Raw genomic sequence first — 13,136 nt, 5'->3', positions numbered from 1 at the left:
GTCGCCGCTAGTTGGCATTGTCATCGTCCGATCCGTCAGCGTCGTTACTGTCATCCGACGTATCGTCATTACTGTCGGTGCTGTTTTCGTCTTCACCATCTGCCGACGGGTCGTCATCGTCATTCTGATCGCTGGAATCGTCCTGATCATCGGAATCATTGTTGTCAGTGCTGTCATCCGACGCATCGTCATCCGTGCTATCGTCGTCGGTGTCGGTGCTGTTCTTGTCATCATCACCGTCTGTTGAGTTTTCATCGTCGTTCTGATCGCTCGAATCGTCCTGATCGGAACTGTTGTCGTCGGTACTGTCGGCCGGGTTATTGTCGTCAGTGTCGGTGCTGGTATCGTCGTCGTCAGCATCGGGAGAAGACACATTTGCGTCTGGACTGGCGTCCCCAGGCAGCGAGTCGTCCCCGCGATAGCTTGTGTCATTGAGGCCCGTCTCCATCTCCTCGTCATACTCATCGACGATCTGCGTCCATTCCTCTCGATTGTCGACGCTCGTCCATTGGGAGATATTGTTGACCGAGATGTTGGTGTTGAAGTTGTTGACGGTGATGTTGGTGTTGACCTCGACGACGTCTGTGACTTCTGTCCCGCGGTTCACGCCAAACAGGAAACTGGTGGCACTCGCGGCAAGGGCGGCCCAAACGAACCTATCGACATCGCGCGGCGTCGAAATCGGCTGATGCCGCACTGTGGCAAGCACGTCACCCGGTCGGATGCCTTGCCGCGCGGCAACACCGTGGGGTGCAACGGCCAGGACATACACGCCGCGAAGCTTGGGCGGGATCTGGTAGCGGTGCCGAGAGGCGTGATTGATCGGTATCAGAACCGCGTTAAGAGCCCGGGAAACATAGGGTTTCGGCAGATCATATTTGCTGGCATACGCAACATTGATCGTGTGCGGGACAGCTACACTCACAACAGCCGTCATTTTCACTGAAGTTGCCAATGCACGGGCGAGCTGCATTATCAGTCTGGATTTTCGAACGGTTTGCATTTTGCACATCCTGCAGCTGATGATTGGAGTCGATCTCAGAGCCCCGGCGCCCCGGAGCGCTCACCAATCATTCTCCCCCTGCACCAACGGTCAGCGGCAATTTCCAGCGATCATCACCGTCGTTCCGTAACTTCCTCGGCAAAACACTTTGCCAGGTCTTGCGGCGCTCCGAGCTTCTTCGCCCAGGATACCAGTTCAGGTTTTTCCGACGGCTCGGCATAGCCGCCCCACACGTCGCGAAACTGCTTCTTTCCGTCGACTGTCTGGAAGAACATCACGCCGTCGTCGCTCACCGGCGTGGAGACGTAGGCGGCGCTCCAGCTGCCGCTCTCCATGATCGTGAAGAACTTTGCCTGAGCGGGCTTGAACTTATTGGTCATCGCCGAGACGACTAGAGGGGCATATTCCTGCTTGCGCGCCTTCGTCACTTCGACCTTTATACCGTCACAGGCGTTATTCGCAGCGAAAGCGGACGTCAGCGCCATTCCCAACCCCGCAAGGCCGACCATAACGATTTTGGCATGTCGCCGGACCAGGCCGCTGAATTCAGACATGATTGGCTTCCTCCTTGTTCGCCCCCGAGTCCGTTAATCGGAATCGTCATCGTCGGATGAATTGTCATCGTCCGGTGTATCGACCTCGCAGCCGATGCCGCGGCAGCCTTGGTAGTTGCCTTGCGTATCGAAGTTGGGATTGCCTTCTCTGTCGTACTGCGGTCTGTCGTCGATACTTTGATCCCCGTCATCAGGATCGTCGACTTTACATCCGAGCCCATGGCAGCCGATGTAACGGCCCCTGGTATCGAAGTTGGGATTGCCGTTCCTGTCGAACTGCGGCCGATAGTCAATCTGTCGGCCACCTTTATGGGGCCGATCAGCCAGGCAGCCCTTTCCGCGACAACCGCCGTAGTCGTCGGTGGTACAACCGGCGGTCGCCATCAAAGCTGTGGCCAAGGTCGCATAGATTACGAATTTCATGATTCATTCCTCCGACTGGCTGGCGGCGGACATCGTCCATATCGGAAGGCCATTGCAGGCGGCGATCCCCGCTTTTGCCGCGAAGGCTGGCGCCAATCGGAGGAGGGCAAAGCTTCGCCGGCCATCAAACGAGAGCCAGGCTGTGGGCGATGCATTCGACGACTTAGCCGACGGTTGCCGTAGTCTCTTGCGTCGGGTCGAACGCTCCCGGCCGGGGCCGCCGCATTAGCGAGTGTCAATATTCCTCTCCATGCTTAGTGCCCCGTCCGCCCAAGCATGTTTCAACGATCCGCTGACGCGGCTGTGCTTCCAAGAAATGCATCCGTGTCAGCCTATGACAAGGACAAATCCCAATATCGCAGGATTGAATTTTGCAAATGCTTAATAATTCGGAATCAGCACGGGCTATCTTAGCAGATACTGAAATGTGACCAGCAGCAAGATTCCGGAATGCTTCCTTAGTTTTGTTCTCATTAAGCCGAGTTAGTACAAGCAATATTCTATGTTGTTGTGAATTTTGCGCCAGCTCTACAAAAAAGGCGCGACGATAGCACATCTTATACGATCGCCCTAATCGCGATCTATTGTAGTATTTTTTCGAACCCAGCCAACCGTTGCGAGGGCCGAAAGAAACGCGCCCCTTTGCCCGACTTTTCAACGCTGCGGAGTGCCAAATAGGGGCGCAGTGGGGGCGGCACATCCCACAAAAGCTCGCAGAGGCGGCTGCGGCCGACCGGATGCGGCGCCAGCGCCAGATAGGCGAGCAGCGCACACAGCTTGCGCGATTTTGGGAGCCGGCTGATCGACCAGAACATCGCGCAAGGGCATTATCTCGGCGCGCTGATCGCGGCCGAACCAGCACTCGCACTGGCGGCGCCGGTGAGCATCAACATCGTGTGCTTTCGCTACCGCGCGGACGGACTGGGCGGGGAGCGCCTGAAAGCGCTCAATACCGAGATCATGCTGAGGCTGCAGGAAGAAGGCATCGCCGCCATTTCCGACACGACGGTGCATGGCCAGCATAGCCTCAGGGTGGCGATCAACAACCACCGCACCCGGCGCGACGATCTGGACCTGCTGGTGCGGGAGACCGTGCGGCTTGGATTGGAGATTTCAAGGCGTGGCGTGGCTCTTCCTTCTCCCCTTGTGGGAGAAGGTGGATGAGGAGTGTTCCAGCTTGATACTGACGGCACTCCGTCCGCACCCCTCAACCGTCTTGGCGCTGCGCGCCAATCCACCTTCTCCCACAAGGGGAGAAGGAAGAAGGAGCGGCGCTGGCCCCGACAATTGGTCGTCTGCAAGGCTACGCCTCGAGCCAAACCTTCTCGAAATGCTGCTCGAGCGACTGGTGCTGCTCGCAGCCATGCACCCCCTTGCGGTAGGTGCGGTAGACCGAGCGCCAGTAGGGCTGGATGATGATGCCGGAATCGCGGAGATTCTGTTCGATCTTGGCCATGAGCTCCTTGCGGGCGCCGGGATCGGGCATCGCCAGCGCCTTGTCGAGCAGACTGTCGAATTCCGGATCGGCGTAGGCGCTCTCGTTCCACGCGGCGCCAGACTTATAAGCGAGCGCCAGCACCTGGACGCCGAGCGGCCGGCCGAGCCATTCCGTGCAGGAGAAAGGATATTTGCTCCAGTCGTTCCAGAAGGTCGCGGCCGGCAGCACGGTGCGCTTGATCTTCAGCCCGGCCTCGCGCATCTGCGCGGCGATGGCATCGCCGGTGCTCTTCTGCCAGTCGACGTCGACCGAGATGAGTTCGTATTCGTGGTCGGCCTTGCCGGCCTCGGCGAGCAGGGCCTTGGCTTGATCAATGTTGCGGACGGCCGGGCCGATATCGGCATATTCGGGATGCATCGGCCCGACATGATGGTTCTCGGCAGGCTTGCCGCGGTTGTCCATGCCGATCTTCAGCACGGCGGCGTTGTCGACGGCGAGCTGGGCGGCGCGGCGCACCTTGATGTCGTCATAGGGCGGATTGCCGATATTGAACCGCGCGACGATGGTCGAGCCGGTGGCGATTTCCGAATTGCTCAGGCCCATGGAGTCGGTCTGCGCAACCGTGTCGGAGGCGGTTTCGTGGTCGGTGTCGATCTCGCCCGATTCGAAGGCCGACAGCATCGCATTGGGGTCGGAGCCGTAGTCCACCCATTTGATGCCGTCGAGGTAGAACTCGCCCTTCCACCATGGCTTGTCTTTGCGGCGGACTTCGGCGCCGACCTCGGCATCCCATGCCACGAGTTCGCAAGGCCCGGTGGTGATCGCCAATGCCTTCAGCGGATCGCCGTCGCCTTCATAGCTGCGGTGCATGATCAGCGCCGGGTAGTCGGCCATGCCGGCGATCAGCGAAATGTCGGGCTTCGGCAAATTGAGCCGCACGGTGACGTCGTCGACGCGCTCGATGCCGCCGTCGACGGGCTTCTTGGTATCGGCGTTGACCAGTGCGCCCATGCGCGCGGCGACCGAATTGCCGGCGACGGACGCATCGCACCAGCGCGTCAGATTGTGGATCACGTCGTCGGCGTTGAAGGTGTCGCCGTTCGACCAGGTGATGCCCTTGCGGACATGCAGGGTCAGGACGCGGGCGTCGTCGCTGGTCTCCCAGCTCTCGAGCAGCCATGGCTCGAAGGTGAAGTCGCGCTTCCAGCGCACCAAATATTCGTTGCACTGGCGGGCGACGTTGGACATCTCGACGCCGTCGAAGGTGCGCGGATCCTTCCAGCCCTTGACATTCATGGCAACGCGCAAGACGCCGCCGCGCTTCGCCTCCTCGGCCCTGGCCGGTGACGGAGCAAGCCCGCCAAGCGCCAGGGCGCCGGCAGCGCTGACACCGAGCGCAGCCATGGTGGCGAGATATTCGCGCCGGTTCATCTGGCCTTTCTTGAAGCCATCGGCGACGGGCTCGGCCTGCGGATGCAGTTTTCGATCGGTCAGCATGAACTTCATTGTCGTCATTCCCCTGTTGTTGGGCACCTCTGCCGATCGCCAAACGCGGGGGACGGATGCGATCGCCGGAGCGCCATTGCCTCGGGGATGATAGGGCGAGCGCCCGTGGGGGAGTGTTCGGACTTCCGCAGTTCTTGTGCGCTGTTCCGCAAGCGGAAGGTCCCCCTCACCCGGATCGCCAACCGAATTGCGAAGGGCAGTTCGGGGCAATCCGACCTCGCCCCCGGGGGGAGAGGAGGTCGCCTGCGTTGATGCCAGGCGCTTCTCGCCAGCGGGGAGAAGGTGGACGCGAAGCGGCCGGATGAGGGGGCCTTCGCAACCTCAGTAAGGCCAGTCGCCTTTGCCAAGCGCGGCGATGGCCGCAATGATGCGGGCGAAGGCTTCACCGGCGCGCGGAACGGTTTTGCGGGCGCGCAGGAAACTGTGCACCAGACGCGGCTCCTCGCGCCACCAGGCGCGGCCGCCGGCGGCGAGGATGCAGTCGCGATAGGCCTCGCCGTCGGAGGACAGCGGATCGCACTCGGCCGTGATGATGAAGGTCGGCGGCAGGCCGGAGAAATTGCTGCCTCGGAGTGGCGAAAAGGTCGGATCGTCGGGCGACTGTGCCTTTGCGGAGCGCACGTTGCGATAGAATTCGATATCGCGCAACGTCAGCAGCGGCGCTTCGGCGTGCTCGACACAGGAGCCGGCGCTCTCTTTGCCAACTGGTTCCGGGCCGCCGAGCTCGGGATAGATCAGCACCTGGCCGATCGCATGGCGAGGATGGCGGTGTGTCGCCTGTGCCACCGCAGCGGCCAGATTGCCGCCGGCGCTTTCGCCGCAGAGCACTATCGGCAGGCCGGCCGTCGCCGTCGCCCATTCGAATACGGCCAGCGCATCGTCGAAGGCGGCCGGATGCAGATGCTCGGGCGCCAGCCGGTAATCGGCGGACAGCACGGCAAAGCCGGTGCCGGCGCATATCTCGGCGCAGATGTCGTCATGGCTGTCGAGGCCGCCAAGGACGAAGCCGCCGCCGTGATAATAGACAACCATCGCCTGCGGCGCCGTGCCCGCCATCTGGTAACGCCGGACCGGGATCGCACGGTCGCCGGCAGGAACCGCGCTGTCGCTGGCCTTGACGCCGGGTGGATAGGGCTCGCGAAACGCCCGGCACATGGCATCATAGACCGCCCGCTGCCTGTCGATCGGCATGTAGACGATTTCGGGCGGATACCACTCGTTGACCCGATCGATATAGGCCCACAGCTCCGGATCGAGCAGCGTCTGGTATTTTCCGCGCCCTCTCGTTCCGGGTCGATCGGCCTCGGTGACCATCGCTGCGCGATCCCGCTCAGAGCTCGGCATAGAGGCGGGCGGCGTTTTCATAGCTGAAACGCAGCGGCACCGAGCCCTCGACCTGCCAGGCATCGACCGTCTCGCCTGCCAGCAGCCGGCAGGCGCCGTCGGTGGTGGTGACGGCACCGCCATAGAGCCGGTTGGCGAGGTTGAGGATGGCCGTCTGGTGCATCGCCGTGCTGCCGCTGCCGCAGGCATCCTTGACCAGCAGCACTCGAAACCCGAGCGCCACCGCATCCTTGACGGTGGCATCGATGCAGGCCTCGGTCCAGACGCCGGCAACGACCAGCCACTCGATGCCATCGGCCTTCAACCGTTCGGCGGCAGGCCCCGCGCGGAAGGCGCTGGCATCGGTCTTGACCAGCATCATCTCGCCTGGCGCCGGGCCTACTTCCGCGCAGATGGCAGTCAGCGGATCGTCCTTGTCGGAAAATGCCGACTTGCCGCTGGCCTCGACCGGGTGGAACGGCCGCGCCGTGGCGAGATCGACGATATAGGCCCAGTGATACAAAGGCACATGATTGGCTCGTGCTGCTGTCTGCAGCCGCTGGACGTTGGCGAGGATATCGCCATAGCCTTCGACCAGATAGCGCTTGTCCCGCCGATGCTCCTCCTGGAGATCGATGAACACCGCCGCCACCTTGCCGCGCTTGATCGAGATCGGGCTTTTCATGCAAAACTGCCTGTCAGCACTCAAACCTGCCTGTCAAGGAACTCGTCCTCATAAGGGAAGCGCGACAGAAGCTCGGTGCCGGTCTCGGTGATCAGGATCTCGTCCTCCAGCTTGACGCCCTCACGGCCGCCCTTCTCGCCGATATAGCTTTCGACGCTGACCACCATGCCGGGCACGATGACACCGTCGCGGCCATAGGTCTCGTAGTCCATGGCATGCGCGATGAACGGCGTCTCGCCATGCATGCCGACGCCGTGCATGACCGAGGTATAGCGCTGGTCGACGAAGCGGTCCGGTATCTTCCAGGCCTTTTCGGCAATCTCGCGAAATGCCATGCCCGGCTTGACGACCCCGATATTGTGCTGAACCTGGTCGTGCGCCATCTTGTAGAGCGACTTCTGGTAATCCGTCGGCCTGCCCGGGCCGCAGCGGAAGGTACGCGAGAAATCCGAATAATAGCCGTAGCAGCCGATCGTGTCGGTATCGAGCGCCAAGAGTTCGCCCGGCCTGATCTTGCGGCCGCTCGCCTCGTTGAACCACGGATTGGTGCGCTGGCCCGAGGTCAGCAGCCGGGTTTCGATGAACTCGCCGCCTTGCCGGATCACCTCGCCATACATGATGGCGAACAGGTCGTTTTCGGAAACGCCGGGCTTGATCGCCTCGCGCACGGCATAGACGGCGGCCTCGGCGCCAGCCGTCGACACCTGCAGGCATTTTACTTCCTCGGGCGTCTTGACCGCACGCACCGCCAAAATCTCGCCCTGGCAATCCCGCACCTCGCAGCCGCGCTTTTCCAGCGCCAGTGCCTGCAGATGGCTGCAGCGGTCAAGGCCGAGCTTCATCGAGCCGCCGCCATGCGCCTTGAGCAATTCGGCGATCTCATCGGCGAACGGGCCGGCGGTCTCGTCGTCGCGGCCTGACACCGATGACCAGACCAGCTTGGACGGACGCGCCTCGTCGATCGTGTCGAGCACCATCGAGACATGGTAGCTCTGCGGATATTCGAACAACACGATCGGCCCTTCGGTGGGGATGAAGAAGTAGCGCGTCGAGTTGCGCAGGAAATAGCCGAACATGTTGCGCGAGCCGGTGGCGTAGCGCTGGTTGTAGGGGTCGAACAAAACGACGCCGCCATAGCCGGCCTCGCGCATCCAGGCGCGCAGCCTGGCCAGCCGGCCCTTGCGCAGCGCGTCGGCGTCGATGAAGGACGGCTCGGTGTCCGACAGCCACATGCCGCCGGCCGGATCCGCCGCCGCCGGATGGCGCATGCGATCCCTAAAGTCGACATCCTCGGTGCTGTCGGGGTCAAAAACGACGATGCTCATGGGTGCCTCCTGGAAGCGGCGAGGATGGGCCATGCGCCGCGTAGAGGCTGTGCGAGATACCGCAGATGTTGTGCCGGATGCCGCAGCCCCGACGCGCCGGCGATCCTTCGCGCCCCTCTCTGTCCTGCCGGACATCTCCCCCACGAGGGGGGAGATCGGCAGCTTCGCCGATGGCGCTACTCTCGCGATGTTGGCAATTGGCGAAAGCGGAGGCGACGGCCAATCTCCCCCCTTTGTGGCCCTTTGTGGGGGAGATGCCCGGCAGGGCAGAGAGGGGCGCTGTCCCGCCAACATCCGAAATACCTAATGCCTCCGCATCACCTTCGGCGCATGGCCATGCTCCTCCCGAAACGCCCGCGCAAAACTCGACATCGAGGCGAAGCCGCAGGCCAGCGCCACGTCGCGCACCATCAGCGTCGAATGCGCCAGGAGGTCGGCGGCACGCTTCAGCCGCAGGCGGCGGTAATAGCCGTTGGGCGAGATACTGAGTTCGGAGCGGAAATTGCGTTCGAGCTTATCGGAGGAGATACCAAGTCGCCCCGCCAGTTCCGCCATGCCGAGCCGCTCCTCCACCGCATCCTCCATGATGGCGATGGCCGACAGCACCAGTTCGTTCTGCACGCCGGTCCGCAGCCTGAGCGGCATCAGCTTGCGGTCGACGCTGGAGCGTAGCGGGCTGTGCACAAACCATTCGGCGACGCCGGCGGCCAGTTCGGCGCCATAATCGCCGGTGATGATCTCCAGCATCATGTCGAGGCTGCCGACGCCACCGGCCGAAGTGAAGCGCTTGCGGTCGATGACATAGAGATCGCGCCTCAGCTCGATGTCCGGAAACGCTTCGGTGAAGGCAGCCTGGCTGGTCCAGTGCAAGGTGCAGGCATGACCGTCGAGCAGGCCGGCCCGAGCCAGGAAGAAGGCGGCATCCGCCACCGCGCCGATATGGGCACCGCCGCGCAGGCTTTTGCGGATCCAGCTCACGGCATCCTCGGCGACGAGATGATCGGCGTCACCGCCTGAGCAGACGACGATGCGATCGACCTTCGGCGCGTCATGGGCGGAAAAGCCGGGCTGAATGACGACGCCATTCGAGGCCTCGACGGGGCCTTCGGCGGCGCCGACGATGATCCAGCGGTACCAGTCCCGCTTGGCCAGCACGTTCGCCGCGCGCAGCGGCTCGATCACCGAGCTGAACGCCATCATCGGAAAGCCTGGGAAGACCAGGATGGCGAAGGTGAGCGGGGTATCGCTTGCCGTCGGTTGGTTGCGTTGTCGGTTGTTCATAGCTTCCGGAGCCAGGCAGCAAGGTGGATCAGGAAGCTACAATTCTGCCAGATGGCGCCAAGGTCAACGGAATAGAATGTAAGACACATGGATATGGATGCAGAATAAGCGCCGCTCGTTCGTGATCCTTCACGCCCCCTCTGTCCTGCCGGACATCTCCCCCACAAGCGGGGAGACGGCAGCTTCGCCGTCCCGTCCGTATTTCAGCGTTGGAGGTTGGCGAAAGCGCAAGATGACGGCCAAATTCCCCCCTCGTGGCCGAGATGCCCGGTAGGGCGGAGGGGGGCGCTGTCCCGCCGACGTCTCGCTATCCGGCTCAACTGGCCAGCGCCTGATCCAGATCCGCGATCAGATCGTCGCCATCCTCGATCCCGGCCGACAGCCTTACCAGCGAATCCGAAATCCCGATCTCGGCGCGTTTTTTCGCCGGGATCGAGCCGTGCGTCATCAGCGCCGGGTGCTCGATCAGGCTTTCGACGCCGCCGAGGCTTTCGGCCAGCGTGAACAGTTGCGTATGTTCGAGGAAGCGTTTGGTGCCGGCGAGGTCGCGGTCGAGCTCGACCGTGATCATGCCGCCGAAGGCGTGCATCTGCCGCCTGGCGATGGCGTGCTGCGGGTGGCTGGGCAGGCCGGGATAGATGACACGGCGGATGTCGGGACGGCTTTCCAGCCAGTGCGCGATCTTCTGGCCGTTCGACGAATGACGCTCCATCCTCAGCGCCAGCGTCTTCAGTCCGCGCAGCGCCAGGAAACTGTCGAACGGCCCGGAAATGGCGCCGATGGCGTTCTGCAGAAATTTCAGCCGGTCGGCGAGATCCTTGTTGTCGCCGACCACGGCGACGCCGCCGACCATGTCGGAATGGCCGTTGAGGTATTTTGTCGTCGAATGGACCACGATGTCGATGCCGAGCTCCAGCGGCCGCTGCAGATAGGGGCTGCAGAAAGTGTTGTCGGCGACTGAGAGCACGCCTTTGCGCCTGGCAAGTGCTGCGACGCCTTCGAGGTCGACGACACGCAGCAGCGGGTTGGTCGGCGTCTCGACCCAGAGCATTTTGGTTTCCGGGCGGATCGCCGCCTCGACCGCGGCAAGATCGGTGAAGTCAACGAAGTCGACCTGGAGGTTGGCGGAGCGCTTGCGCACCCGCTCGAGCAGCCGAAACGTGCCGCCATAGATGTCGTCGGTGGCGACGATGTGGGTGCCGGAATCGAGCAGTTCGAAAATAGTGGCGATCGCCGCCAGCCCCGAAGCGAAGGCGAAGGCGGCTGTGCCGCTTTCGAGATCGGCCACAGCGCGTTCGAAGGCGAAGCGGGTCGGGTTCTGGCTGCGGGCATATTCAAAGCCCTTGTGCACGCCCGGGCTCTGCTGACCGTAGGTCGAAGTGGCATAGATCGGTACCATCACCGCGCCCGTCGTCGGGTCGTGGCTCTGGCCGCCATGGATGGTGCGCGTCGAAAAGGCGAGGCGGTTTTTGCCCGATACGGTGGCTTTGACGGTCATCGGGCGCGCCTCAGATGGTTGATCAGGTCGATGCGTGTTATCAGCCCGATGAATTCGTCGCCGTCGAAGACGATGGCGACCTCGTTGCGATCAAACACCGGCAGCAACGCGTCCAGCGTCTGGCTGGCTTGCAGCGTGTGCAGGGTAGAGGTCATGGCCGTACTGACCGGAGCCTTGAAGCGGTCCCAGCGGCTGTCATAGGGGCCTTCGACCTTGGCGAGGATATCGCTTTCGTCGATGATGCCGACGAGCTTGCCCTCGTCCAGCACCGGCAGCTGCGAGACGTCCGAGCGGCGCATACGGCCATAGGCGTTGAGCAGGCTTTCGTCCGGACCGACATACACGGTGTCGCCGGTGCGGTGCGAACGCATCACCAGATCGCGCAAATCACCATGCTGCTCCTGCTCGGCAAGGCCCTGCTCGGCCAGCCAGAAGTCGTCGAACACTTTCGACAGGTACTTGTTGCCGCTGTCGCAGACGAAGGTGACGACGCGCTTCGGCACGGTCTGCTCGCGGCAATAGCGGAGCGCTGCCGAAAGCAACGTGCCGGACGACGAGCCGGCGAGGATGCCTTCCTTCGAAAGCAGGTCGCGCACCGCCAGCATGCTCTGCTTGTCGGGGATGGAATAGGCCTTCCTGACCAGCGACAGATCGGCATTGGGCGGGACGAAATCCTCGCCGATGCCTTCGACGGTCCAGCTCCCGGCCTCTATCATCTTGCCGGTCTTGATCAACGGCGCCAGCACCGAGCCGACCGGATCGGCCAAAATCATCTCGGTCTTTGGCGAGACTTTCGCAAAGTAGCGGCCGAGCCCGGTCAGCGTGCCGCCGGAGCCGACGCCGACGACAACCGCATCGACGTCGCCTTCGAGCTGTTGGAAGATTTCCGGTCCGGTCGTGGTTTCATGAGCCAGCGGATTGGCCGGGTTGGCAAACTGGTTGGCATAGAAGGCGCCGGGCAGCTCGGCGGCGATCTTTTCGGCCATGTCCTGATAATATTCGGCATGACCCTTGCCGACATCGGAACGCGTCATCCGCACCTCCGCGCCGAGCGCCCGCAAATGCTGGATCTTTTCGCGCGACATCTTGTCGGGGACGACCAGGATGATGCGGTAGCCCTTGGGGATGCCGACCTGGGCGAGACCAAGACCGGTGTTGCCGGCGGTCGCCTCCACAATCGTCCCGCCGCGCTTCAGTTTGCCCTGTTTTTCGGCGGCGGCAATCATCGACAGCGCGATGCGGTCCTTGATCGAGCCGCCGGGATTCTGGCTTTCGAGCTTGATGAACAGCCGGCACTTGCCGATGTCGAATTTGGTCAGCTCGACGACCGGCGTCTGCCCGATCAGGTCGAGAACCGAGGCATAAGGCGGGCGCAGGCGGGACGATGCATCGTCCGATGCCACGATCTTGTGCTTGCTCATGTCAGATGCTCCGTTGCCAGAATGAGCAACCGCCCTGGAAGACGGCAACCTACCGTCTTTTCCAGCCGTTTGCAGTTGGAAAGAAGATAGATCGTGCCAATCCGGCCGCCAGCAGGGGAATGGAATTTCGCGAAAGCTTCGTCGGCCTGCAGGCAGGGGCAAAAGATTTGCAGAACCCGCTTAGGGTTCAGGCGATCGCGGCCTGGGCTTCGATCTCGATCAGAAAATCCGGATTGCCGAGGCCGGCGACGCGCAGCACCTTGATGATCGGCGGCGCGCCACGGTTTGCCCAGAACGCCATCCAGGCGCCGAAGGCCGGCCCTATGTCCAGGTCGCCGGATATAGACCGAGAGGCTGACGAGGTCTTCAGGCTTTGCCCCACCGGCTTCCAGCACCTTTGCCAGGTTGGAAAGCGCCTGAGCGGTCTGCGCAGGGAGATCGTCCCTGGCGACGATCCGGCCTTGCGCGTCGACGCCATTCTGGCCGCCGACCAGCACGATGCGCGCGGATGCCGGCAGCGACACGCCTTGTGAATAGGCCGGATTGCTGTGCATGCCCTCGGGGTTCAGCCTTTCGATGGTCACCGCACTTTTTCCTCCTCTTCAGCAAAAATTATCCCGCGGCCGCCCATAGGATCAACGGCAATCGTGCGGGCGTTTCAACGCACCATCTCGTTCGT

At 62.5% G+C, this 13,136-nt stretch carries 12 protein-coding genes; 1 reads left to right on the top strand and 11 read right to left on the bottom strand.

Translation table 11 applies throughout. The annotated features are described in order from the left end of the window. Positions 1–7 precede the first annotated feature (7 nt). From NKH33_RS23975 to NKH33_RS23965, 3 genes are all read right to left on the bottom strand, one after another. Positions 8–1,003, bottom strand: a complete 996-nt coding sequence (locus tag NKH33_RS23975) for a Do family serine endopeptidase (protein WP_352921771.1) — start codon at positions 1,001–1,003, stop codon at positions 8–10. A gap of 113 nt (positions 1,004–1,116) precedes the next feature. Further along, the gene (locus NKH33_RS23970; protein ID WP_352473549.1) at positions 1,117–1,557 is read right to left on the bottom strand and encodes a hypothetical protein; all 441 of its coding nucleotides are present in this window, start codon (positions 1,555–1,557) and stop codon (positions 1,117–1,119) included. A 33-nt stretch (positions 1,558–1,590) separates the two neighbouring features. Then, complete coding sequence (locus NKH33_RS23965) at positions 1,591–1,980, bottom strand: hypothetical protein (protein WP_352921770.1); 390 nt, start codon at positions 1,978–1,980, stop codon at positions 1,591–1,593. Between the two features lie 777 nt (positions 1,981–2,757). Here NKH33_RS23965 and NKH33_RS23960 point away from each other — a divergent pair. Continuing rightward, a complete protein-coding gene (locus NKH33_RS23960) occupies positions 2,758–3,144 on the top strand; it encodes a hypothetical protein (RefSeq protein ID WP_352822486.1) in 387 nt (128 codons plus the stop codon). Between the two features lie 139 nt (positions 3,145–3,283). Here the strand turns inward: NKH33_RS23960 and NKH33_RS23955 are convergent, their stop codons facing one another. From NKH33_RS23955 to NKH33_RS23920, 8 genes are all read right to left on the bottom strand, one after another. Then, the gene (locus NKH33_RS23955; protein ID WP_352921768.1) at positions 3,284–4,924 is read right to left on the bottom strand and encodes an ABC transporter substrate-binding protein; all 1,641 of its coding nucleotides are present in this window, start codon (positions 4,922–4,924) and stop codon (positions 3,284–3,286) included. A gap of 321 nt (positions 4,925–5,245) precedes the next feature. Then, complete coding sequence (locus NKH33_RS23950) at positions 5,246–6,238, bottom strand: alpha/beta hydrolase (RefSeq protein ID WP_352921766.1); 993 nt, start codon at positions 6,236–6,238, stop codon at positions 5,246–5,248. A 16-nt stretch (positions 6,239–6,254) separates the two neighbouring features. Further along, the gene (locus tag NKH33_RS23945) at positions 6,255–6,932 is read right to left on the bottom strand and encodes an isochorismatase family protein (protein WP_352473544.1); all 678 of its coding nucleotides are present in this window, start codon (positions 6,930–6,932) and stop codon (positions 6,255–6,257) included. Between the two features lie 20 nt (positions 6,933–6,952). Beyond that, positions 6,953–8,257 (bottom strand): M24 family metallopeptidase, encoded by a 1,305-nt coding sequence (locus tag NKH33_RS23940; RefSeq protein ID WP_352921764.1) that lies wholly within the window; start codon positions 8,255–8,257, stop codon positions 6,953–6,955. Between the two features lie 303 nt (positions 8,258–8,560). Continuing rightward, a complete protein-coding gene (locus tag NKH33_RS23935) occupies positions 8,561–9,538 on the bottom strand; it encodes a GlxA family transcriptional regulator (RefSeq protein WP_352458590.1) in 978 nt (325 codons plus the stop codon). Positions 9,539–9,854: 316 nt separating this feature from the next. Further along, entirely contained in the window at positions 9,855–11,036 is a 1,182-nt protein-coding gene (locus NKH33_RS23930; RefSeq protein WP_352818075.1) for a cystathionine gamma-synthase, read from the bottom strand. After that, positions 11,033–12,457 carry a pyridoxal-phosphate dependent enzyme gene (locus tag NKH33_RS23925; protein WP_352542812.1) on the bottom strand — a complete coding sequence of 475 codons (1,425 nt, stop codon included), beginning with the start codon at positions 12,455–12,457 and terminating at the stop codon, positions 11,033–11,035. Before NKH33_RS23925 ends, NKH33_RS23930 begins: the two co-directional genes overlap by 4 nt. Then, the gene (locus tag NKH33_RS23920; protein WP_352921761.1) at positions 12,454–13,041 is read right to left on the bottom strand and encodes a RidA family protein; all 588 of its coding nucleotides are present in this window, start codon (positions 13,039–13,041) and stop codon (positions 12,454–12,456) included. The genes NKH33_RS23925 and NKH33_RS23920 overlap by 4 nt, the downstream gene beginning before the upstream one ends. Positions 13,042–13,136 lie beyond the last annotated feature (95 nt).

The organism is Mesorhizobium sp. M1182 (assembly GCF_040318335.1).
In the GTDB taxonomy this organism is placed as follows: Bacteria; Pseudomonadota; Alphaproteobacteria; order Rhizobiales; family Rhizobiaceae; genus Mesorhizobium.
The sequence above is the reverse complement of the archived record's forward strand: the minus strand, read 5'-3'. Positions and strand labels throughout refer to the sequence as shown.